The organism is Pseudomonas sp. EA_35y_Pfl2_R5 (assembly GCF_963970805.1).
Taxonomy (GTDB): Bacteria; Pseudomonadota; Gammaproteobacteria; order Pseudomonadales; family Pseudomonadaceae; genus Aquipseudomonas.
The window spans coordinates 1-23355 of sequence record NZ_CAXAOW010000019.1; the positions used below are offsets into that span (position 1 = coordinate 1).

Below are 23355 nucleotides of genomic sequence, written 5' to 3' on the forward strand. Positions count from 1 at the left end.
ATGTCGAGAACCTGACCCTGACCGGCAGCACGGCGATCATGGGGCATGGTAACGAGCTGGATAACACTATTCGCGGCAATAGTGCGGATAACCACTTATTTGGTGGCGATGGGAATGACCGGCTCTATGGTGGGGCTGGAAATGATGTGTTGGATGGTGGTGCCGGTAACGACAGCCTTGACGGCGGTGAGGGTTCTGATACTTACCTGTTTGGTATCGCTTCAGGTCATGACCTAATTACCAATAATGACAGCTCGCTGGGTAGCGTCGATACCTTGTTGTTTAGTGACGGTATATCACTGGAGCAGCTGTGGTTCCGCAAGGTCGGCTCAAGTCTGCAAGTCAGCGTCATCGGTACTGACGATAAAGCAATGGTGAGCAACTGGTATTCTGGCAGCAACTATCATCTGGACCAGTTCAAGACTGCCAATGGTAGAACTTTGTTGGACGGGCAGGTGCAGAGTTTGGTCGACGCCATGGCCTCGTTCGGTGTACCGCCTGGTGGTGAGGCTAACCTCACTGCCGATCAGCGCGCGCAACTGGATGTGGTGATCGCCGCCAACTGGCAGTAAACCCAACGTAAGTGCTTAAACAAAGGCCCATCCGATGATGGGCCTTTGTTTTTATATCCATCTAACCCGTCTTTGCGCAGCACTGCGTCTACCTAAGCGAATGGTTTGTTCCGATCGCTCAGGAGATGCGCCCATGTCTGCTTACCCCGTATTGCTTACTCGTCCTCTGCTTGCTGGCTTTGCCGCTGGCGTACTGATCAGCCTCGGCGCGTGCAGCGCCGCCAACCCTGAAGCACCGGCCACCGAGGCTGGCAGCCCGCAGCTCAGCGATCAGGCCCATAAGCGTGAACGTGCCGAATTGCATGAACAGCTGACCGCAGCCCCGGCGGAACTGCAACGCAAAAGCCAGGTTGCGGGCAGAGCCGTGATGCCCAGCGTGGCGTATGCGCCGATGCCGATGTCTGTGCAGGCCGATGCCTTGCCGCCAGGCTACCGTGACGAGAATCGCGAGCAGTACCAGAAACTGGCCAATAACCCGGTGCATGCGGTGGCCGAGACGCCGGTGTCGACCTTTAGCATCGATGTGGATACCGGCAGCTACGCCAATGTGCGGCGTTTTCTCAATGGCGGGCAGTTGCCGCCGCAGGATGCGGTGCGTCTGGAGGAACTGGTCAACTACTTCCCCTACGGCTATCCGCTGCCGAAGGGCGATGTACCGTTTGGCGTGCACACTGAGCTCGCGGCCACACCGTGGAACCCGCAGAGCCGCCTGCTGCGTATCGCTATCAAGGCCTCGGATCTGCGCGTAGAGGAATTGCCGCCGGCCAATCTGGTGTTTCTGGTGGATGTCTCCGGCTCGATGGATCGCCGCGATGGCCTGCCCATGGTGCAAAGCACGTTGAAGCTGCTGGTCGAGCAGCTGCGCGTCCAGGACAAGGTATCGCTGGTGGTGTATGCCGGCTCATCCAGCGTGGTGCTGGAGCCAACATCCGGCAGCGAGAAATCCAAGATTCGCGCCGCTATCGATCAACTTACAGCGGGCGGTTCAACGGCTGGTGAGTCGGGTATTCAGCTGGCGTACCAGCAGGCACAGCAGGGCTTTATCGATGGCGGTATCAACCGCATTCTGTTGGCCACCGATGGCGACTTCAACGTTGGTGTCAGCGATTTCGAAACGCTCAAACAACTGGCTGCCGATAAGCGCAAGACTGGCGTCTCTCTGACCACCCTGGGTTTTGGCACCGACAATTACAACGAGCGGTTGATGGAGCAGCTGGCCGACGCCGGCGACGGTAACTACGCCTATATCGATAACCTGCGCGAAGCGCGCAAGGTGCTGGTTGATCAGCTCAGCTCGACCCTGGCGACGGTTGCCAGCGATGTGAAGATTCAGGTCGAGTTCAACCCGGCTGAGGTCAGCGAGTATCGCCTGCTGGGTTACGAGAACCGCGCGCTAAAGCGTGAGGATTTCAGTAACGATAAGGTCGATGCCGGTGAAATTGGCGCAGGCCATACCGTGACCGCGCTCTATGAAGTGGTGCCGGTGGGCGGCAAGGGCTGGTTAGAGCCGCTGCGCTATCAGGCCGCTGCAAAAAACGACGGCAAAGCGGGCGAACTGGCCTGGCTGCGCATTCGTTACAAGGCGCCAGGGCAGGACGTCAGCAAACTGCTTGATCAGCCGATTCAGGCCAGTGATGTGCCTGCCATCAGCCAGGCCAGTGAGGATCTGCGCTTTGCTGCCGCGGTGGCCGCCTTTGCTCAGCAGCTTAAAGGCGATACCTACACCGGGCGCTTCAGCCTGGCCGACAGCGCCGAACTGGCGCGCAATGCCAAAGGTGACGACCGCTTCGGTTTGCGCGGCGAGTTCGTACAGCTGGTGGAACTGGCGCAGAGTCTGCAAACTGCGACGAACCGTTCAACTACCGCACGAGTACAGCAGTGAATCGACCCCTCACGGATGACGACGCCGCCTTGTTGCGGCGCTACCGCCGCGGTGACGCGGCGGCTTTCGCCGAGTTGTACCAGCGCCACCGGCTTGGCTTGTTCCGTTTTCTGCTTGGCCTATGTGGCGACCACGCCCTGGTCGAGGAGGTGTTTCAGGACACCTGGATGAGCCTGATCCGCAGTCAGAGCGAGCAGCGCGAAGCGGTGCAGTTCAAGACCTGGCTATACCAGATCGGCCGCAACCGGCTCATCGATCATTGGCGCAAGCACGGTCGGCACCAGGCGGGGCATGATGAATATGATGAACAACAACATGCCCCGCACGACCCGCAACCGAACCCCGAACAACAGCTCAGCCTAAGCCGCGATCAGCAGCGTTTGCAGGCTGCTCTAGCGGATTTACCAGAGGAGCAGCGTGAAGTGTTTCTGTTGCGTACCCACGGTGATCTGGAGCTGGCCGAGATCGCCGAGCTGACCCAGATACCCACAGAAACGGTGAAAAGCCGTTTGCGCTATGCCCTGCAGAAGTTACGTCGGCTGCTGGCTGACCCGGCCGCCGAGGAGTTGTCCGTATGAACCACGATCAACATAGGCCCGATGAGCAGGAACGGCAGATGCTGGAGCATTTCCGCCAGCACAGCGGCGGTGAGCCCAGTGCGCAACTGGATGCGCAGATTCTCGCAGCCGCCAACGCCGCCGTGCGTAATGCGGCCATAAATGAGGCTCAGCCCAGTTTGGGCGCGCGCCTGCACAGCTGGCTGTTTGGCGCTGGTGGTCGGCAGCGCTGGTCAGTGGCGTTGGCCGGGGTTGCCTGCCTGGGGGTTGGTGTAAGCCTGACCTGGCGTACTTTCGAGCAGGCACCGGATGCCTTTGATGCCGTGCCCAGCGGCGCACCCATGGCGCCGGCTGCGGCGAGGATGGCACCGCAATCTGCGCCGATGCCCGCACCACTGGCGGAGTCCGCAGCGGTGGCTGATGAGCCCGAGCGTTCGCGTGCGGCGCAGTCTGCACCGGTGATCCAGAGTTACAGCGCCGATGCTGCCAAGGCCGAGAAAAAGCTCTCGGCCGGTGCGTCCAATCAGCTGTTGCGTGAAGAGGCCGAGGTCGATGCGTTGCATGATGTTGCGCCCGCTGTATCAGCCCTCGGTAAAGCGGCAGAAGCGGCGGCCAACCAAGCCGAACAGCAGCTGCACAGCGAGTTGCAACGCTTGCTCAAGTTGCGCCGTGATGGCTGGGTGGATGAGGCTGATGCCTTGTTATTGCAACTGATGCGCGAGCATCCCGAGCTGGATATCGACGCACAGTTGCAGCAACTGCAGGCGCCTGAATAGGCGGTGTAGGCAAGTCACTGGCGGTCATCGACACCGATGTGCCGTCGGCTGAACCTCACGCGTTGTTACCTGCTGTACCGACTACGGGCTTGCCAGAGTGCAGGGCAGGGGCCAGCATAGTGGCTTGTGTCACTGCCTTTGTATCTGCTTATGTTGCCTATTCGAAGCCTCGCCCTGCTGCTGACTCTGTTGTCAGTGGCTGCCTGCGAGCAAAGCACCAACCCGCCTGCAAAGCCCAAGGTTGAAACCGCCAAGTCTCAACCGGCGCCAGCTACGGCTACCAGCAAACCAGCCAAAACCGAGCCTGCACCCGTCGTAAACCAGCCAGCGCAGCCCAGCGCCCCTGAGCCCAAACCTGCGGCAGTGGTTCAAGCCAAACCAAAACCTGTGGTTGCTCCTAAGCCTGAACCTGCAGCGCCAAAAGTGCCACTGGATCTGAGTCTGCATACCGATGTGTTTGAGCCCCTGCCGCCAGTGGTTCCACTCAGCGACCTGTCGATCCCGTTATTGCCGCCTATGTTTGGCGACAAGGATAAGACTGAGGGTCCTTTTCAACTCAATGGCAAGCTGATCACCAACGAGCGCGATGATGATTACTGGCAATCGGTCGAGGGTGCACAGCTGGAATTTGAGTTCAAGCGGTAGCCGGCAATCAGAAACGGTAAGTCTGCTCGCCGATGGCGGTAAACAGGCTGTGATCCAGCGGGGTAAAGTGCGCCTCGCCCGGCAGGCGCACCCACAGTGGTTCCTGCACCGCAGCGGGGTTGTAGGCGGCCTGTTTGAGGTCGGTCTTCTTGTATTTGAAGGTGCCGGTGGTTTCCACCTCCCCGAGCAGGCGGATAAACAGCGGCGCGGCGTACACCGGTAATTCAGCATCCAGATGCGCGGCAAGGGCGGCGCTATCCAGCTGCTGGCCCTCACTCAGGCGCAGCGCGGCCATGCCGCAGCGGCCATTGGTGCCGGGGATTTCCACGCCATAGACCACTGCATCCTCGACGCCGGGGAAGGCCCCCAGGGCGTTCTCTACCTCGGTGGTGGAGACGTTTTCGCCTTTCCAGCGGAAGGTGTCGCCCAGGCGATCAACAAACTGCGCGTGTTTGCAGCCGATATCGCGCATCAGGTCGCCGGTGTTAAACCAGGCATCGCCCTTCTTGAATACGTTGCGCAGGATCGCCGCTTCGCTCTTGGCCGGGTCGGTGTAGCCGTCGAAGGGCCATTTGGCGCTGATTTCACTGATCAGCAAGCCCGCTTCGCCCTTTGGGGCTTTTTCCAGAAAGCCTTTCTTGCCGCGTACCGTCTGGTCGTTCTCCAGGTCGTAACGCACGATGGCGTAGGTGGCAGGGGAGAAGCCCACGGTGTTGTCGAAGTTGAATACGTTGGTAAAGCCGATATTGCCTTCGCTGGAGGCATAGAACTCGGTGATCTGCTCGACCCCGAAGCGCGCCTTGAATTCGGCCCAGATTGAAGGTCGCAGGCCGTTGCCGATCATGCAGCGCAGGCTGTTGTTCTGCTCGGCGGCGCTTTCGGGCTGATTAAGCAGGTAGCGGCACAGCTCGCCGATATAGCCGAAGCAGGTGGCCTGGTAGCGCTGCACATCCGCCCAGAATGCGCTGGCGGAGAACTTGCGGCGCAGGGCAATGGCCGCGCCACCGGCGATGGCGGCGCTCCAGCACACGGTGACGGCATTGTTGTGGTAGCAGGGCAGGGTCAGGTAGAGCACGTCCTGATTACCCAGTGTCAGGCCGGAATGGCCGAAGCCGCCGTAAGCCTTGATCCACTTGCCGTGGCTCATGATTGAGGCCTTGGGCAGGCCAGTGGTGCCGGAGGTGTAGATCAGGAAGCAAGGGTCTTTCATCTGCACCTGGGCGCTGTCGGGCGGATTATCGCTGGCCTGGCTACGCGCCAGTTGCATCAAATTGGTCCAGCCGTCAGGTGCCTGGCCTGCATCGTTGAGACAGTCCTGATCGGCCACCCAATAACGTGGCGTCTGCGGGTTATCGAGCTGTTCGGTGATATCAGCGAAGGCCGCCAACAACTCTTCACCGATCAGCATAAAACCCGGTTTGACCAGATTCAGGCTATGCGCCAACACCTTGCCGCGTTGGGTGGTGTTGACCAGCGCGCCGACCGCGCCGAGTTTGCTTAGGGCCGCGAGAATGACCAGCAGCTCCAGGCGGTTTTCCAGCATCACCGCCACCACACTGCCATGGCGCACCCCTTCAGCCTTGAAGGCCCAGGCCAGGCGATTGGCCCAGGCGTTGAATTGGGCATAGCTGAGGCTGCGCGACTCATCCAGCAGCGCCGGACGGTCGGGATGCTGCTGCACTGTGCGCTCCAGCGCCCAGGCCAGCGACAGGTTCTTCTCGCGGTTGCGGATACCGGCGTAATACAGGCCGCGCAGCATGCGCGGTACGCGCGGCAGGTGCTGGGGCAGGCGGGCAAGGAAACGCAGGGGGGAAATCAGATCGGTCTGGCTCATGGCGCTCGCGTTTAGGGTTGTTATGCGGGGGCGAAGCCCAACTCTAGTCGCCCATATGCACGCCTGCCATGGCTCTGGCGCAAGCCTGGCCGGGCAGATCGGCAAATAGCGCTGCACCTCTTTTATTGCCAGTGTGTGCGGGGCTGTGGCATTAGTTCGACACGCCAGCGCAATTGTGCGCAGAACCAGGAGGGTGCGATGAACCTGAACCAAATCACCGTGGCGGTCAGCGATGTGCCGCGATCTATTCGCTTTTATCAGGGCCTGGGCCTGCAACTGATTGTCGAGAGTCTGCCGGACTATGCGCGGTTCTGTTGCCCGGATGGCCAGGCGAGTTTTTCCCTGAGTAAGGTTACGCAGGTGCCGGCGAGCCAGACGTTGATCTACTTCGAATGCGCTGAACTGGATCAGACCGTCGCCCGCCTGCAGGCCCAGGGTATAGAGTTCAGCATGCTGCCGACCGATCAGCCCTGGCTATGGCGCGAAGCCTATCTACAGGATCCCGATGGTAATCCGTTGTGCCTGTACCACGCCGGTGAGAATCGCTTGAACCCGCCTTGGCGGCTCCAACAAGACGCCTAATGCACTGCGCCACGACCCGCTCCAAGGAGCGGGCCTGCCGATTTAGTCGACAAACAGATCGTTCATCAGTTTGCCGGCTGGGTCATAGCGGTACTGCTCGAAGTCGCTCTGGCCCTGCTCACGGAGGATTTCCTCGTCGATCAGCAGGCGTCCGCTGATGCTGCGTTCGCTGCTGGACAGGATGGCATGGGCCGCATCGGCCATGATCGCCGGCAGGCGCGCGGCCTTCATCACCGCCGGACCGCCGGCTTCGAACTCGATGGCGGCGGTGGCGATCACCGTCTTCGGCCACAGCGAGTTGACGCTGATGCCGTACTTCTTGAATTCCTCATGCATGCCTAAGGTCAGCATGCTCATGCCGTACTTGGTGGTGGTGTAGGGGCCGTAGTTGGCGAACCACTTGGGGTCGAGGTTAAGCGGCGGCGACAGGCTGAGGATATGGCCCTTGCTCTGTTTGAGGTAGGGCAGGGCCGCCTGGCTGCAGACCATCACCGCGCGGGTGTTGATCTGGAACATCAGGTCGAAACGCTTGGGTTCGAGTTTCTCCACGCCCACCAGCTTGATCGCCCCGGCGTTATTGATCAGCGCGTCGATGCCGCCAAAGTGTTCGGCTGCCTGGGCCATGGCGGCTTTTACCGCGTTCTCGTCACGCACATCGACTTGCAGGGCCAGGGCCTTGCCGCCGACTTCCTCGACCTCGGCGGCCACCGAGTGGATGGTGCCGGGCAGCTTGGCGTGGGGCTCGGCGCTTTTTGCCGCAATCACGATATTGGCCCCCTCACGCGCTGCGCGCAGGGCGATTTCACGGCCGATGCCGCGACTGGCTCCGGTGATAAATAGGGTTTTGCCTTGCTGTGACATAGGCGTGCTCCAATTTTTGTTGTTATGTAGGGTGGATGACGCAGTGATGGATGGGTGACGCGTCAGCTACGCGCCCCGACCCACCCTACGATCAGGCGTCTGCGGCTTCTATTTCCACCAATAGCTGGCGGTTTTTCACCTGATCGCCGCGGCTAATGCCAATGCGGCGCACCACGCCGTCGATGCTGGCCTTGAGCGGGTGTTCCATCTTCATCGCTTCCAGCACCACCAGCAGTTGGCCTTTGCTGACGCTGGCGCCTTCCTCGACCAGTACCTCGACAATCGCGCCGTCCATTGGCGCCTTGACGCTGCCCGAGCCGGCGCCGGCAGCACTGCTGACCGGCAAGTGGGTGATATCGCTGAGCTGCAGATTGCCGTTATGGCCGTACAGCCAGAGGTTTTCGCCAGCTTGGTGATAGGCCAGTCGCTGGCGAATGCCATCCAGCTCCAGGGTGGCCCATCGACCATCGCTGGCTAGCAGTTTGAGGCTGACTTGCTGCTCGCCAACCTTCGCCAGCAGGCTGGGTTGTGGGCCGTCTGCCAGCACGTCCAGCTCCACGGTATATGGCTGTTCGCCTTGCTTAAGCAGAAAGCGCCATGGCGCGCTGCCGGCATTGCGCCAGCCGGAAAGGCCCGGTTGATGCGCGCGGGCATTGGCCGATTGCTGGAACAGCAAGGCCGCTGCGGCGGCCAATTCGGAAGTCTTTGGCGGCTGCGGGCTTAGGCTCGGGTCATCGGAGAAATGCTCGGCGATAAACGCGGTGGTGGCATTGCCGGCGGCAAACTCGGTGTGGCTGAGCAGGTTGGCGAGAAAGCGCTGGTTGCCGTTGACGCCCAGCAGCACGCAATCCTCAACCGCACGCACCAGCTTGCGCCGCGCTTCTTCGCGAGTCGCGCCATAGGCGATGACCTTGGCCAGCATCGGGTCATAGAACGGCGTGATGGCCTGGCCTTCGACCAGGCCGTGGTCGATGCGAATGCCGTCGCGCAGCGCCGGCTCCCAACGCAGGGCGGTGCCTGTTTGCGGCAGGAAATTCTGCGTGGCGTCTTCGGCGTACAGGCGCACTTCCATGGCGTGGCCGGTCAGGCGAATCTCGTCTTGCTTAAGCGGCAGCGGCTGGCCTTCTGCGACGCGAATCTGCCAGGCGACCAAGTCCTGGCCGGTGATCAGTTCGGTGACCGGGTGCTCTACCTGCAGGCGGGTGTTCATTTCCAGAAAGAAGAACTCGCCACTCTGATCGAGGAGGAACTCCACAGTGCCGGCGCCGACGTAGTTCACCGAGGCCGCGGCTTTCACCGCCGCCTCGCCCATGGCTTGGCGCAGCTCGGGCGTCATCACCGGGCAGGGCGCTTCCTCGACCACTTTCTGGTGGCGGCGCTGCACCGAGCAATCGCGCTCGCCGAGATAGACGATATTGTCGTGCTGGTCGCCGAATACCTGAATTTCCACATGGCGCGGGCGGATCACCGCGCGCTCGAGAATCAGCTCGCCGGAGCCGAAGGCGTTCTGCGCCTCCGAGCGTGCGGTACGGATCTGCGCCAGCAACTCGCTGGCCTCTGCTACCTGCCGCATGCCACGACCGCCGCCGCCAGCGCTGGCCTTGATCATCAGCGGGTAGCCGATGCGCTCGGCCTCGCGGCTCAGGGTCTCGTCGTCCTGAGCTGCGCCCTCAAAACCGGGAATGCAGGGCACGCCGGCTTCGAGCATGGCGATCTTCGACAGGCGCTTGCTGCCCATCAGGTGGATGGCTTCCACGGTCGGGCCGATAAACACGATGCCGGCGGCCTCACAGGCGCGGGCGAACTCGGCGTTTTCCGAGAGAAAGCCGTAGCCGGGGTGGATCGCGTCGGCGCCGGTCTTCTGCGCGGCGGCGATGATATTGGCGATCAGCAGATAGGACTGGTTGACCTGGGCCGGGCCGATGCACACGGCCTCGTCGGCCAGCTGCACATGGCGGGCATTGGCGTCTGCTTCTGAGTACACGGCCACAGTGCGGTAGCCGAGATCCTGGGCGGTGCGCATCACCCGGCAGGCGATTTCCCCGCGGTTGGCGATCAGAATTTTGTTAAAGGCGGGCATCTGTGTGCTCCTGCTGGTGATGGGTATCGCTGTGCTCAACCCATCCTACGGTCTTGTTGTAGGAGCCAGTTTGCTGGCGATCCCTGCGTACGCTGATCGCGAGCAAGCTCGCTCCTACAGTCGGTGTTGTGGCTACTGCGCCCACTTCGGCGCGCGTTTCTGTACAAAAGCCATGGTGCCTTCGATGCCTTCTGCGCCGGTTACCGCTGCCGCGAACTGCTCGGCGGCGCGGTCCAGTAGCGGGCCGAGGGCTTCTTGCTCGGCGGCCAGCAGCAGCACCTTGGTCTGGGCATTGGCCTGCGGCGCGCATTGCCGAACCTGGCTAAGCACCTGTTGCAAGCGCACGTCGAGGTGCTCGCTATCGACTTCACTGAAATGCACCAGGCCCAGGCGCTCGGCTTCGCTGCCGTTAAAGCGCGCGGCGGTCAGGGCCAGGCGACGGGTCTGAGTCAGTCCGATGCGCTTGACCACAAAGGGCGCGATCTGCGCCGGCAAAACCCCCAGGGTGGTTTCCGGCAGGCCGAACTTGGCGTCCTGCTGGCAGATGGCGATATCCGAGACGCAGGCCAGACCGAAGCCGCCGCCCAGCACCGCGCCTTCCAGCACGGCAATCAACACCTGCGGCGTGTTCTGCGCTTCTTCCAGTAGGCTGCCGAAGGCGCGATTAAGGCTGCGGTAGGCATCGCCACCCGCCGCTCTGGCACCGGCCATATCCTTGATATCGCCACCGGCGCAGAAGTGCCCGCCGGCGCCGCGCAGCACGATGGCGCGTACGCTCAAATCAGCGCGCAGGCTTTCCAGCACCGCGCGCAGTTCGCTGACCATGGCCAGGCTCATTGCGTTGCGGTTGTCCGGGCGGTTGAGGGTGACGTGCAACACGCCGGCATCGAGGCTTAGCAGCAGGGTTTCGCAATTCGGTAGAGCGGCCATGGCAGGTTCCTTGATGTATTGGCAGAGGGCGGCCGTAGGGTAGGTCACGTTTTACCGACCCACCGAGCGGTGCCACGGTGGACGTAAAAAGCGACGTCCAGCCTACGGTTTTCTTGTTCTTCGCCCTTCTTTATGGCCTGCCATCCCTGGCGGCCACCCTTCGGGCCGTCGCTACGCGACGTTAAAAATAGCTTCCGGCTATTTTTTCTTGCCCGGCAAAATGCCCATCAGCTTGCAGATGATGCCGAGCATGATTTCGTCGGCGCCGCCGCCGATGCTCACCAAGCGCACGTCGCGGTAGGCGCGGGCCACTGGGTTTTCCCACATGTAGCCCATGCCGCCCCAGTACTGCAGGCAGCTGTCGGTGACTTCACGGCCGAGGCGACCGGCTTTGAGCTTGGCCATCGAGGCCAGGTTGGTGACGTCGCGGCCGCGCACGTATTGCTCGGTGGCCTGATAAACCAGGGCGCGCAGGCACTCGACTTCGGTCTGCAGCTCGGCCATGCGGAAGTGGATGACCTGGTTGTCGATCAGCGCATTGCCGAAGGTCTTGCGCTCCTTGCAGTAGTCGATGGTGGCGTTGATGCAGTGCTCCAGGCCCTTGATCATGTTGGCCGCACCGAACAGGCGCTCTTCCTGGAACTGCAACATCTGCATCATAAAACCCGCGCCTTCGTGGCCGATGCGGTAGCGCTGCGGCACGCGCACGTTGTCGAAGAACACCTGGGCGGTCTCCGAGCTGCGCATGCCGAGCTTGTCCAGATGCGGGCTGACGCTGATGCCTGGGGTGTTCATCGGCACGATGATCAGCGATTTGTTGACGTGGGCCTTGTCGTCGCTGGTGTTGGCCAGCAGGCACATAAAGTCGGCTGACGGCGAGTTGGTGATCCACATCTTGCTGCCGTTGATCACATAGTCGTCGCCGTCTTTCTTGGCGGTGGTTTTCAGCCCGGCCACATCCGAGCCGGCACCCACTTCGGAGACGCCGATGCAGCCGACCATTTCGCCAGTGATGGCTGGGCGCAGGAACTCTTCACGCAGCTCATCGGAGCCGAAGCGTGCCAGGGCCGGTGTGCACATGTCGGTTTGCACGCCAATGGACATCGGAATGCCGCCGCAGATGATGGTGCCGAACTCTTCGGCCGCGACGATCGAGTAGCTGTAATCCAGGCCCATACCGCCGAATTTTTCCGGCTTGGAGATGCCCAGCAGGCCCAGGTCACCGGCTTTCTTGAAAATCTCGTGGATCGGGAAGCGTCCGTCTTTTTCCCACTGCTCGACGTGCGGGTTGATTTCTTTGTCGACGAAATTACGGACGGTGCGGCGTAGCTCTTCGTGTTCTTGGGTAAAGATCATTTCTTATTCTCCTCAAAACTGTTTTCAGAGGCGGGCTACGCCGAAGGTGTTGGCTTTAAGCGGGCGAACAGCGGCTTCGGCACAGATATCCAACAGATAGCCGAGCAATTTGCGGGTATCGCGTGGGTCGATCAGGCCGTCGTCCCACAGGCTGGCTGTGCCGTACAGCGCAGTGGACTGGCTGTCGAGCTTCTGCGCGGTAACGGTTTCCAGCATGTCGAGCATCTTCGGGTCGGCTTCTTTGCCTTCCTTCAGGTGTTTGTCCTCGGTGACGATGCGCAGCACCTTGCCGGCCTGGGCGCCGCCCATCACGGCGGTTTTGCTGTTGGGCCAGGCGAAGATAAAGCGCGGATCCAGCCCTCTCCCGCACATGGCGTAGTTGCCAGCGCCATAGGAGCCGCCGACGACGATGGTCAGTTTCGGCACCGTGGCGTTGGCCACCGCCTGGATCATCTTCGAGCCGTGCTTGATCACGCCGAGCTGTTCCGACTCGGTGCCGACCATAAAGCCGGTGGTGTTGTGGAAAAATAGGATCGGCGTGTTGCTCTGCTCGCACAGCTGGATAAATTGCGCCGCCTTGGCCGCGCCTTGCGGAGTGATAGGGCCGTTGTTGCCGATAAAACCGCAGGGCTGGCCTTCGATCTGCAGGTGGCCGCAGACGGTCTGGTTGTCGAACTCGTTCTTGAAGTCGAGAAACGCCGATCCGTCGGCAATGCGCGCGATGATCTCGCGCACGTCGTAGGGCTTCTTGGCGTCTGCCGGCACCAGGCCGAGCAGTTCTTCGACCGGATACAACGGCTCGCTGTAGGCCTTGGCTGGGCGTGCCGGTAGTTGGGCGTTCCACGGCAGCATGGCGAGGATTTCCCGGGCGATGCGCACGCCATCGGCGTCATTCTCGGCCAGGTATTCGGCGGTGCCGGCGACCTGGGCGTGCATCTCGGCGCCACCCAGTTGTTCGTCGGTGGCGATTTCGCCGGTGGCGGCTTTCAGCAGCGGCGGGCCGGCGAGGAACATCTTGGCCTTGCCGCGCACCACCACCACGTAATCCGACAGCCCCGGTTGGTAAGCCCCGCCAGCAGTAGACGAGCCATGCACCACGGTGATTTGCGGCAGACCCATGGCCGACATACGTGCTTGATTGGCGAAACCGCGCGCGCCTTCGACGAAGATGTCGGCGGCGTAGTTGAGGTTGGCGCCGCCGCTTTCCGCGAGAGTCACCACCGGTAGTTTGTTCTCGAAGGCGATCTGCTGCAGGCGCAGGGTTTTCTTTAGACCGGTGGGGGAGATGGTGCCGCCCTTGATCGCGCTGTTGCTGGCGCTGACCAGGCAGCGCACCCCGGCGATATAGCCGATGCCGGAAATAATGCCGCCGCCGGCCTGGGTGCCGTCTTTGTCGTCGTGCAGCTTGTAGCCGGCCAGCGACGACAGTTCGAGAAACGGCGCGCCGGGGTCGAGCAGCAGGTTCAGGCGCTCACGCGGCAGCAACTGGCCGCGCTTTTCGAACTTGGCCTTGGCCTCGGCAGCCTTGTTCAGGCAGTTCTGTTCGATCTCACGAAAGCTGGCCACGGCGGTGAGCATGGCTTCGCGGTTATTGGCGAAGTCCTCACCATGCACGTCGATCTCGGAATGGATTACCGGCATCGCATCACTCTCCCTGGTCTTTCAGCACATCGGGCAAATAGGCTCGGTGGAAGCCGTTGTAAGACTGGCTTTGCCCGGCCTTGGCCTTGAACAACGGGAAGGCGCGGCTGCCCTGGCTGGCGGCACCGTCGATGCGCACCGTGTTGCCGCTGATAAAGGCGGCGCCCGGCGATAGCAGAAAGACGATGGCGGCGGAGACCTCGGATTCGCTGCCGATGCGCTTGAGCGGCACGTGCTCGCGCAGGGTCGGGATCACCGCCTTGAATGCGCCTTCGTAGGTGTCCATGCCGCTGGAGGCGACCCAACCCGGCGCCACTGCATTGACCCGCACCCCGGCGTGGCCCCACTCGACGGCGGCGGTCTTGGTAAAGTTCTCCATCCCGGCCCTTGCCGCCCCCGAATGGCCCATGCCGGGCATGCCGCCCCACATATCGGCGAGCATATTGACGATGCTGCCGCCGGTCTTGCTCATGCTCTGGTTGAACACCTCGCGAGCCACCAGAAAGCCGCCAACCAGATTGGTGCGCACCACGGTCTCGAAGCCTTTCTGGTTGATCGAGGCGAGCGGCGAGGGGTACTGGCCGCCGGCATTGTTGACCAGGTGGTGGATCGCCCCGTGTTCGCTGACCACTGCTGCGACCATGGCCTTGACCGATTCCTCGTCGCGGATGTCGCAGACCTGGTAGCTGACGCTGCCGCCATCTTCACAGATTTCGCCGGCGGTCTTTTCCAGCTTGTCGGCCTTGCGCCCGACCAGCACCACATGAGCGCCGAGGGCGGCCAGTTCGTGGGCCGTACAACGGCCGATGCCGCTGCCGCCGCCGGTGACCAGAATTGTTTGGCCGCTGAATAGGCCGGCTTTAAAGACCGAGTCGTAGCTCATTGTTATTGTCCTTGTTCGAGGCTAGCGGCCAGCGCCTTGGGCACCGGTATCGGGAATTCCAGCAACTGTTGGGCGAAGGCCTTGCCTTGCGGGTCGATGCGCAGGGAAGCGACGCCGCCACCGCCCAGGGCGTTTTCCAGCAAGAAGTTCAGGCTATGGCTGCCAGGCAGATACCAGCGGTCAACGCGGCCGATCTGTGGATCGAGCACGTGGCCCATCCAGTCGACCACTGCTTCGCGGGTCAGCGCAGCCGCGATCCACGCCAGATATTCGGGCTTTCTCGCCATAACACCGATATTGCTGTGGTTGCCCTTGTCGCCGGACCGCGCCACCGCCAGTTTGATCAATGGCACGCTGGCGTCGGCATCGCCTTGCGCTACCGGCGGTTCGGCGTCGACGGCCAGATCAGCCAGCTTTAATGCCTGAGGCTGCGGCAGCACAATGGCGTGCCGTTGTCCCTGCAACTCCACTTCCAGCTCGCAATGACCTTTGTCGGCGAGGAAGGAAAACAGGCGGATCACTGGGTACACCGTAGGGCGGCCACCGACGATGCCGGTCAGCCCCGGAGCCATACCGGTTGCGGCCTGGGCGATTTCACGGGAGAACAGGATCAAGGCTTCCTTCTTCGCATGGCGCACGGCGATTTTGATCACGATCTCGCGGGTGTCGGTGCGCTGGCCATGCATGCCGTAAGTGGCTTCGCTGCCGAGCAGTTCGATACTGACCTCCTGATAAGCGGCCCAGCCGCGTTCGGCGAACATTTCCTCGGTCTTGTTGATGATCGCCTGGCTGACCCGCCGGGCTTTTTTCACCGCATCGACGCCCGCCATCAGGCAGCTCGCCGTGCAGCGAAAACCGTCCGGGTAGGTGGCGCTGACCTTGTATTGATCTGTCGGCGGCAGGCCGCGGGCGCCTTTGAGGAGCACGCGATTGTCGCCGACCTGGCTAAGCTCGACCTGGGTGAAATCGCAGATCACGTCCGGCAGCAGGTAAGCGCGCGGATCGCCGATTTCATAAAGCATCTGCTCGCCCACGGTAAAAGGCGTGACCAAGCCGCCGGAACCATCCGGCTTGGCCACGACAAAACTGCCATCGGCCGCAACTTCCACCACTGGGAAGCCAATGTGTTCATAGTCCGGCACGCTTTCCCAATCGGTGAAGTTGCCGCCGCTGCACTGCGCGCCGCACTCGATGATATGCCCGGCCAGCGCCGCCTGTGCCAGGTGGTCGTAGTCGCTCCAGGCCCAGTTGAACTCATGCACCAGTGCAGCGCTGACCACCGCGCTGTCGACCACGCGCCCAGTGATGACGATATCGGCGCCGAGCTTCAGCGCCTCGACTATCCCTGGTGCACCGAGGTAGGCGTTGACCGAGACGCAGAAGGACGGCAAAGCAGCGCCTGTGAACATCTCCACGGTGCCGGCTTTGGCCAGCTCAGCCAGCTTGGGTTGCAGGTTGTCGCCATGCAGCACGGCAATCTTCAGGTTCACCCCGGCCTGCTCGCAGGCCGCTGCCAAGGCAGCAGCGCAGGCACTGGGGTTGACCCCGCCGGCATTGCTGATCACGCGGATGTTCTTCGCGGCGATATCGGCCAGCAGCGGCGCGAGGGTTTCCACAAAATCGGTGGCGTAGCCGGCGTCAGGTTTCTTCATCCGTGCGCCGGCCATAATCGACATGGTCACTTCGGCCAGATAGTCGAATACCAGGTAATCCAGTTCGGTGCCCTGAACCAGCTGGGCGGCGGCGGTGCTGGTGTCGCCCCAGAAGGCGGAAGCGCAGCCGATGCGTACGGTTTTAGTCATTGATATAGGTCCGCAACACATAAATAAGGTGACTTGAAGGCTACCAAGCAAGCGCTTGGTTGAAAAGCCCTGGTGCGAATCTTTCTAACCTAAAGTGTGGCCAAGCGCTTGCTTGGGTGGCTGGCGCAGCATAAATTTCACCAATAACGACAAGCACTTGGGAAAACGCGCAGGGCAGAGTGCTCAAGGCGTAGAGCTCAAGACGATAAGAGTTGGAGAGTATTAAGCGTGGATGATCAACAAGCGCAGGCGGTGATGCAGCAACTGGTAGCCAGTGGGCAGATCACCGATCCGGACAGCGCACGCGGCAAACTGCTGCAAACCGCAGCGCACCTGTTTCGCAGCAAGGGTTATGAGCGCACTACGGTGCGTGACCTGGCCAGCGCCGTAGGCATTCAGTCCGGCAGCATCTTTCATCACTTCAAGAGTAAGGACGAAATCCTGCGGTCGGTGATGGAGGAGACCATTCGCTACAACACCGCGCTGATGCAGGCTTCTCTGGCCGAGGCCAGCGACTTGCGCGGCCGTGTGCTGGCGCTGATCCGCTGTGAGCTGCAGTCGATCATGGGTGGCACCGGTGAAGCCATGGCGGTGCTGGTGTATGAGTGGCGCTCGCTGTCGGAGCCGGGCCAAGCGTTTATCCTTGAGCTGCGCGACAATTACGAACAGCTCTGGCTGCAGGTGCTGGGCGAGGCCAAGGCTGCCGGTTATTTCAAGGCCGACCCGTTTATTCTGCGCCGCCTGCTGACTGGCGCACTAAGCTGGACCACTACCTGGTTCCGTCCGGAAGGGCCGATGACCCTCGATCAGCTGGCTGAAGAGGCGCTGTCGCTGGTGATCAAGGAAGCTTGAGGAAATTCAGCTACGCTAAGGTGGCGCGTTGATAGTATTTTGGCGTCAATGGATTGTTAATGGTTCCGGTCACGGAAGAAGTCCCTGCATTTTGTTGTGAGGTTCGCCGTTTGGCCATGCTGCTACGAGGTCTGTTGCTCGCGTTAATGCTTTGTGCAGTGTGCGTTACGCAAGCTGCAGAAGCCGTGCGAGTGGGGGCCTATCATTTCCCGCCCTATGTGATTAAACCGGAAAGTGAGCGCCCAACAGGCCTGCTGCCGGAGCTATTGCAGGCGCTCAATCAATTGCAAAGCGATTACCGTTTTACCCTAGTCGCGACCTCGACCATGCGCCGTTATCGCGACTTGCAGAGTGGCCGCTTTGATCTGATCCTGTTCGAGTCACCGGCCTGGGGGTGGCAGGACACCGAGCATACCGCGCTGGATTTGCATATCGAAGATGCTGAAGTCTATGTTGCACGTCAGCAGCCAGGGCGTGATGAACGCTATTTTGATGAGCTCAAGGGCAAGCGTATGGCCCTTTACAGTGGCTATCACTACGGCTTTGCCGGGTTCAGTTCGGATAAGCAGTTTCTCGCCGATGAATTCGATGCGGTGTTGACGTATTCCCACGACAGTAACCTGATTATGTTGCTGCGCGACCGGGCGGATGTGGCGGTGGTTACGCGTTCTTATCTTCGCGCCTATCAACAGCGTCACCCGGAGCAGAGCAGTGCCTTGCTGGTGTCCCAGCGGGTTGATCAGGTCTACCAGCACCAGGCGTTATTCCGCCCTGAGTCAGTGATGCAACCGCAAGCCTTTGCCGAGTTGCTCAAGCAGCTTAACCGTGACAAGCAGCTGGACAAACTATTGGGGCGTTATCACTTGCACGATGCATCCGTGCTGATAAATCACTGAAAAATGCACTGTTCGGTCAGATTTGCCTGATGTAGGCTGCGACTATCTGGAAAAAGGGAAGCTGGCGTCGAATGGGGCTCTTCAGGCATGGGGTAAGCAGGCTTTTTGGTGCGGGGCTGGTGTTGCTACTGGCCATGCCGCTTATGGCAGCGCAGGAAGTGCGTGTGGCCGCTGTAGATTTTCCACCCTATGTGTTTAAAGCCGAGCAATCCCATGCCACCGGGTTACTTGACGAGTTGGTCGCCGCGCTGAATCAAGCCCAGGCTGACTTTCGCTTTGTTTTGGTGCCGACCGCGGTTAAGCGCCGCTTCCGTGACTTTGAGCACCAACGCATTGATTTGGCTGTCTTCGAAAACCCGGATTGGGGTTGGCGGAATGTTCAGCACGTTGCGTTGGATATGCACCTGGAAGACTCTGAAGTGTTTGTTGCCCGCGCTGAGCCGGGCCGTGATCAACGCTATTTTGATTCGTTCGAAGGTAAGCGCTTAGCCCTCTACCATGGTTATCACTATGCCTTTGCTAATTTCAATTCCTCCCCGGAATACCTGAGCACGACGTTCAACGCCACCCTGACCCATTCCCATGACAGCAATCTGCTGATGGTGCTGCATCAGCGGGCTGAAATTGCCTTGGTTACGCGCTCCTATATTGGCGTCTTTCTCGAACGCAATCGTCAATACGCAGGGCAACTGCTGATATCCGAACGCGTCGACCAGCGTTATCGCCATCATGTGTTGTTGCATCCGCAGGCGCCGATCACGCCTGATCAATTTATGGTGTTGTATGAAGCGCTGCGTGATAGTGGCCAACTGAAGAGTATTTTCAGCCGCTATCAGGTCGCGGTCATCCCGCGCGTAACGGATAGCTCAGTAGCAGCAGGTGCAACAGATTGACCGCACCATGCAGGGCGATGGCTAGGCTGATCCGCCCGCTGAAGTGATAAATCAGTCCGTAACCCAGGCCCGCGATGCCGGCAACCACTGCAAACAGTGGACTGAACGGCAGATGCACGGCGGCGAACAGCAGCGCCGTCAGACCAATCCCCATCCAGGCGCCGAGCCAGTTGACCAGACTGTTTTGCAGTAAGCCGCGAAACAGTAACTCCTCGGCCAGTACGGCCACCCCCAGATTGACCGCTAGCCACAGCCATAGCTCGGCTGGCCATTTTGGTTGCCAGCCAACCAGGCCCAGCGCCAATGCCAGCAGTGGCACGACCAACAGGGTTGCTGCCGCCGTTCGCCAGATGCTCGCTGACAGCGGTTTGCTTGGTTGTTTTTGCCCCAGCCACCAGGCCAGCAAAGTAACGCCGACCAGCAGTTTGTCCCAAGACAGCCGCAGGGCATAAGGTGGGGCATCAATACTGAGTTGGCGCGGCGGCCACAGGGGAGTGGCGCTAAAGCCTGGAACCAAATGGGCGGCGAAGACAATACAGGCCAGCAGGCTTAGTAATGTCCATAACGCGTTGGGCAGGTGTTTGTCGGCATACAGCAGTAATGTGCATAGCATGACCCCGGCCGCCAGCCCCGGTAGCTGGATATAACCCAAGGCCAAACCGCCGGCCAAGCACAGGGCGGGCAGCAGCAGGCGTAGATGCAATGGCATGGCACATCCTTGTCGTTCGCGGTTAAGGCTCGCCGGCGTCCTTGGCCTTCTGTTCCAGCTCACGCTGGCGGATCTTTGCCAATTGCTCTTCGCTCAGTGGCAGAGGTTTTGCGGTGCGCAGCAGTACCATCAGGCCGCCAATGATGGAGCCCAGCACCAGAAGCATCAGCAGCCAGATATACCAGGTCATGATGGTTCCTCCATGTGGGAAGTGGTCACCATAACCTGTCGGTGGTCTGCCAGACCAGTCATCGACCAGGGCCTAGCGGCGTACCTGCTTGAGGGTTTCGGCGATCAGGAAGGCCAGCTCCAGCGACTGATCGGCGTTCATCCGTGGGTCGCAGTGGGTGTGGTAGCGGTCTGAAAGGCCGTCTTCGGTGATCGGTCGCGCGCCGCCGATGCATTCGGTGACGTTCTGCCCGGTCATCTCGATATGGATGCCGCCAGCGTAGCTGCCCTCGGCCTGATGCACGGCGAAGAATTGCTTCACCTCGGCCAGGATCTGCGCAAAGTCGCGGGTCTTGTAGCCGCTTGAGGCCTTGATGGTGTTGCCGTGCATCGGATCGGAACTCCACAGCACCTGGCGACCTTCACGCTGCACAGTCTGGATCAGACGCGGCAGGCCGGCTTCGACCTTGTCGGCGCCCATACGTACGATCAGATTGAGGCGGCCGGGATCGTTGTCCGGGTTGAGGATATCGATCAGGCGGATCAGGTCTTCGCTGTCCATACTCGGGCCGACTTTCACCCCAATCGGGTTGCCAACGCCGCGCAGAAATTCGACATGCGCGCCGTCCAGCTGGCGGGTGCGATCGCCGATCCACAGCATATGCGCCGAGCAGTCGTACCAGCCGCCGGTGAGACTGTCCTTGCGCACAAAGGCCTGTTCGTAATTCAGCAACAGTGCCTCGTGGGCGGTGAAGAAGCTGGTTTCACGCACTTGCGCCGCACCGTCCATGCCACAGGCGCGCATAAAGGCCAGGGTTTCGTCGATGCGTCCAGCCAGTGCGTTGTACTTCTCACCGAGGTCGGAGTTGGCGATAAAGTCGAGGTTCCACTGATGCACCTGATGCAGGTCGGCAAAGCCGCCCTGGGCAAAAGCGCGCAGCAGGTTCAGCGAGGCGGTGGACTGGTGGTAGGCCTGCAGCAGGCGCTCCGGGTCCGGTACACGGCTTTTCTCGTCAAAACCGATGCCGTTGACGATATCGCCACGGTAGGCGGGCAGTGTTACGCCGTCGATGGTTTCATCATTGGCCGAACGTGGCTTGGCGAACTGGCCAGCCATGCGCCCGACTTTGACCACCGGGCATCCGGCGGCGAAGGTCATGACGATGGCCATCTGCAGCAGCACCTTGAAGGTGTCGCGGATTTTTGCTGCGCTGAACTCGGCAAAACTCTCGGCGCAATCGCCACCCTGCAGAAGAAACGCACGACCCTGAGTGACCTCGGCAAACTGGCGGCGCAGTTCGCGGGCTTCACCAGCAAACACCAGCGGTGGATAACCGGCCAGGGTCTGTTCGACCTGGGTCAGTTGCGCGGCGTTCGGGTACTGCGGTTGTTGCTGGATCGGTTTGGCTCTCCAGCTTTCAGGGCTCCAGGGTTGCGACATTGCGGCTCTCGGCTTAAGTCAATTTAGGCGGACGGGCATGGTAACCGATAAGCCATCGCCGGCAAGCCGATAGGCGCGATAGAGCCGCTGCATGGTGACGTGCGGCTCAGGCTGTGACAGGCCTGAAGCCACTTGCGGTTACTGTGCGTGGCAATACGTCACGCCCAGGAAGAAAGCGGCCAAAGCCTGGCTGCTTGCCCAGAGCCTCAGGGAACTCGCTGCCATGGCGGTAGGCAATACGGCCGTTGATCAGCGTCGCATCCACCGCTTCATCATTGCGTTTGACCACCCGCTCCAGGCCAAGCACTTCCATCGGCGCTTCATGGATGTCGTCCAGCTCATCGGTCAACCCGGCCGGGTTGATGATGGCCACATCCGCTCGATCGCCGACGCGGATATAGCCAGCGTCCACCCCAATAAAATCCGCCAGTTCACCGCTCAGGCGATGGATAGCGCGGCCGGTGTCCATAAACGGCGTGCCGGCCAGTTCGGCATCGCGCACGTATTTGAGAAAACGCAGCGGGAAGTTGTACTGGGCAATGGAGCGCAGGTGCGCGCCAGAGTCGGCAAAGCCCGGCTGAGTCCAGTGGCTGGACAGCAGTTTGTGCATCACCGGCAGGCGCTGGTTGCCGTAGCAGGTGGTCCACTTGAGGTCTTCGCGATACTGGCAAGCCAGTTCGAAGTAGGCGTCCACCGGGTCCAGGCCACGGGTGTCACCGAGCTGTTTGAAGTTTTTGCCGACCAGGCTGGCGTCCGGGCATTCGGTGACCCAGCAATCGGAGAAATCGCGGTGCCACAAACCTTTGGTCAGCACGGCTTTGACCTGCTTTTTGAACAGCGCGCGGAACTCGGGTTCCAGCACCTTGCTGTAGAGCTCGTCCGGGTCTTTGATGTTGCGCAGAATCTCGCCGGCGCCGAACTCTTCGAAGGCATTTACGTTGAGGCCTTCAAGGCGCAGGGTGAACGGCGCTGGCAGGGTTTGCCAGCGGAAGTGGCCACGCAGCACGCGGTTGGCCAGCCAGCCGGAAAGGCGGGTAAAGCGATGCAGCAACGGCTGCGACTTGAGGTCCAGGGCGGTGAGCATCGAGCACTTCAGCGGTTTGCGGAACCAGCCGTGGGCTTGATAGAGGAAGGCGAACACGTTGACCTTGGTCACTGCATTCGGCGCGCCCTGCATCACTGCGCCACGCCGCCGGAGGATGGCGAACAGGCGCGAGAATTCCTTCCAGCTGGCGAAGGTCGACGGCAACGGGCTGGACCAGGCGCGGTCGCCGTCCATTTTGTCCAGGCGCGTGGTCATGACCGAAAGGCCGATGCAACCGGCGTCCAGCGCTTCTTCCAGCAGTTGCTCCATGCGCTGCAATTCGGCCTCGATCGGGGTGATCTCAGAGGTGGCGCGTTCCAGGCCCATGACCGCTACGCGCAGCTCGGAATGACCCAGGAACGAGCTGACATTCGGCCCCAGGTCGTGCTGGTCGTAGAAGGCGCGGTAACCGGCGGCGTCGCGCCAGGTTTTCTTCTCTTCAAGGATTGGCAGCACGTATTCACGCGGCACCGCTTCGACGCGGGTGAACAGATCCGAGCAGTCCATGGCATCGGCCAGCACCATGCTGATCGAGCAGGAGCCGATGGTCACGCTGGTGACGCCGTGGCGCACCGACTCTTTCAGCGCCGGCGCGGCGATCACTTCGGCGTCGTAGTGCGAGTGGATTTCCAGAAAGCCCGGCGTCACCCACTTGCCGGCAGCATCCAGAACCTCAGGGCAGCCGCTTTCATCCAGCGGGCTGAAACTGAGCACGTCGATACGACCATCCTTGATGCCGACATGGCGCACTTGCCCAGGCTGGTCACTGCCGTCGAAATACAGGCCGTTCTTGATGATGACGTCATAGCTCATAACAAACTCCAAGGCGCTGTAGGCCGCTGAAAAACTACCTGCGTTGCCATCGCGGCGTTAAAAACAGGCTCAAAGTGCTCATTTACAACTCGTAAACT

21 protein-coding genes are annotated in these 23355 nt (G+C 61.0%); 9 read left to right on the plus strand and 12 right to left on the minus strand.

What is annotated here, in order from left to right; genetic code table 11:
* The 5 genes from AACX99_RS20270 to AACX99_RS20290 all read left to right on the plus strand — a co-directional run.
* The coding region (locus AACX99_RS20270) for a calcium-binding protein (RefSeq protein ID WP_339414233.1) at positions 1–572 on the plus strand (572 nt) is incomplete at its 5' end.
* A 133-nt stretch (positions 573–705) separates the two neighbouring features.
* Positions 706–2454 carry a vWA domain-containing protein gene (locus AACX99_RS20275; RefSeq protein WP_339414234.1) on the plus strand — a complete coding sequence of 583 codons (1749 nt, stop codon included), beginning with the start codon at positions 706–708 and terminating at the stop codon, positions 2452–2454.
* Positions 2451–3032, plus strand: coding sequence for an RNA polymerase sigma factor (locus tag AACX99_RS20280; protein ID WP_339414235.1), 582 nt, complete (start codon positions 2451–2453; stop codon positions 3030–3032). Before AACX99_RS20275 ends, AACX99_RS20280 begins: the two co-directional genes overlap by 4 nt.
* Positions 3029–3787 carry a hypothetical protein gene (locus AACX99_RS20285; protein WP_339414236.1) on the plus strand — a complete coding sequence of 253 codons (759 nt, stop codon included), beginning with the start codon at positions 3029–3031 and terminating at the stop codon, positions 3785–3787. Before AACX99_RS20280 ends, AACX99_RS20285 begins: the two co-directional genes overlap by 4 nt.
* Positions 3788–4210: 423 nt before the next feature.
* Positions 4211–4432 (plus strand): hypothetical protein, encoded by a 222-nt coding sequence (locus AACX99_RS20290; RefSeq protein ID WP_339414237.1) that lies wholly within the window; start codon positions 4211–4213, stop codon positions 4430–4432.
* Positions 4433–4439: 7 nt separating this feature from the next.
* On the opposite strand, the gene AACX99_RS20295 is transcribed toward AACX99_RS20290, so the two are convergent.
* Positions 4440–6266, minus strand: a complete 1827-nt coding sequence (locus AACX99_RS20295) for a long-chain-acyl-CoA synthetase (protein WP_339414238.1) — start codon at positions 6264–6266, stop codon at positions 4440–4442.
* Between the two features lie 198 nt (positions 6267–6464).
* Here AACX99_RS20295 and AACX99_RS20300 point away from each other — a divergent pair, with 198 nt between their 5' ends.
* On the plus strand, positions 6465–6848 hold the full coding sequence (locus AACX99_RS20300; RefSeq protein WP_339414239.1) for a VOC family protein: 384 nt from the start codon (positions 6465–6467) through the stop codon (positions 6846–6848).
* A 42-nt stretch (positions 6849–6890) separates the two neighbouring features.
* Here the strand turns inward: AACX99_RS20300 and AACX99_RS20305 are convergent, their stop codons facing one another.
* The 7 genes from AACX99_RS20305 to AACX99_RS20335 all read right to left on the minus strand — a co-directional run bounded on the left by AACX99_RS20305 (position 6891) and on the right by AACX99_RS20335 (position 16401).
* Positions 6891–7709 (minus strand): SDR family oxidoreductase, encoded by an 819-nt coding sequence (locus tag AACX99_RS20305; RefSeq protein ID WP_339414240.1) that lies wholly within the window; start codon positions 7707–7709, stop codon positions 6891–6893.
* Between the two features lie 91 nt (positions 7710–7800).
* Positions 7801–9789, minus strand: coding sequence for an acetyl/propionyl/methylcrotonyl-CoA carboxylase subunit alpha (locus tag AACX99_RS20310; protein WP_339414241.1), 1989 nt, complete (start codon positions 9787–9789; stop codon positions 7801–7803).
* 132 nt (positions 9790–9921) lie between these two features.
* Positions 9922–10719 (minus strand): enoyl-CoA hydratase/isomerase family protein, encoded by a 798-nt coding sequence (locus AACX99_RS20315; protein WP_339414242.1) that lies wholly within the window; start codon positions 10717–10719, stop codon positions 9922–9924.
* Between the two features lie 198 nt (positions 10720–10917).
* Entirely contained in the window at positions 10918–12075 is a 1158-nt protein-coding gene (atuD, locus tag AACX99_RS20320) for a citronellyl-CoA dehydrogenase (protein ID WP_339414243.1), read from the minus strand.
* 24 nt (positions 12076–12099) lie between these two features.
* Positions 12100–13716 (minus strand): geranyl-CoA carboxylase subunit beta, encoded by a 1617-nt coding sequence (gene atuC / locus AACX99_RS20325; RefSeq protein WP_339414244.1) that lies wholly within the window; start codon positions 13714–13716, stop codon positions 12100–12102.
* A gap of 4 nt (positions 13717–13720) precedes the next feature.
* On the minus strand, positions 13721–14599 hold the full coding sequence (locus tag AACX99_RS20330; protein ID WP_339414245.1) for an SDR family oxidoreductase: 879 nt from the start codon (positions 14597–14599) through the stop codon (positions 13721–13723).
* A 2-nt stretch (positions 14600–14601) separates the two neighbouring features.
* Positions 14602–16401 carry an acyclic terpene utilization AtuA family protein gene (locus AACX99_RS20335; RefSeq protein WP_339414246.1) on the minus strand — a complete coding sequence of 600 codons (1800 nt, stop codon included), beginning with the start codon at positions 16399–16401 and terminating at the stop codon, positions 14602–14604.
* A gap of 228 nt (positions 16402–16629) precedes the next feature.
* Here AACX99_RS20335 and AACX99_RS20340 point away from each other — a divergent pair, with 228 nt between their 5' ends.
* The 3 genes from AACX99_RS20340 (at position 16630) to AACX99_RS20350 (ending at position 19042) form a co-directional block, all read left to right on the plus strand.
* Complete coding sequence (locus AACX99_RS20340; RefSeq protein WP_339414247.1) at positions 16630–17253, plus strand: TetR/AcrR family transcriptional regulator; 624 nt, start codon at positions 16630–16632, stop codon at positions 17251–17253.
* Positions 17254–17369: 116 nt separating this feature from the next.
* The gene (locus AACX99_RS20345) at positions 17370–18149 is read left to right on the plus strand and encodes a substrate-binding periplasmic protein (protein ID WP_339414289.1); all 780 of its coding nucleotides are present in this window, start codon (positions 17370–17372) and stop codon (positions 18147–18149) included.
* Positions 18150–18283: 134 nt separating this feature from the next.
* Positions 18284–19042 (plus strand): transporter substrate-binding domain-containing protein, encoded by a 759-nt coding sequence (locus AACX99_RS20350; protein WP_339414290.1) that lies wholly within the window; start codon positions 18284–18286, stop codon positions 19040–19042.
* Here the strand turns inward: AACX99_RS20350 and AACX99_RS20355 are convergent.
* From AACX99_RS20355 to AACX99_RS20370, 4 genes are all read right to left on the minus strand, one after another.
* A complete protein-coding gene (locus tag AACX99_RS20355; RefSeq protein WP_339414248.1) occupies positions 18993–19751 on the minus strand; it encodes a CPBP family intramembrane glutamic endopeptidase in 759 nt (252 codons plus the stop codon). The two genes, AACX99_RS20350 and AACX99_RS20355, sit on opposite strands and share 50 nt — an antisense overlap.
* Before the next feature lie 22 nt (positions 19752–19773).
* Positions 19774–19941 carry a DUF2897 family protein gene (locus AACX99_RS20360; protein ID WP_339414249.1) on the minus strand — a complete coding sequence of 56 codons (168 nt, stop codon included), beginning with the start codon at positions 19939–19941 and terminating at the stop codon, positions 19774–19776.
* A 72-nt stretch (positions 19942–20013) separates the two neighbouring features.
* Positions 20014–21360, minus strand: a complete 1347-nt coding sequence (locus tag AACX99_RS20365) for a class II 3-deoxy-7-phosphoheptulonate synthase (RefSeq protein WP_339414250.1) — start codon at positions 21358–21360, stop codon at positions 20014–20016.
* Positions 21361–21466: 106 nt separating this feature from the next.
* The gene (locus AACX99_RS20370) at positions 21467–23257 is read right to left on the minus strand and encodes an N-acyl-D-amino-acid deacylase family protein (RefSeq protein WP_339414251.1); all 1791 of its coding nucleotides are present in this window, start codon (positions 23255–23257) and stop codon (positions 21467–21469) included.
* Between the last annotated feature and the right edge of the window lie 98 nt (positions 23258–23355).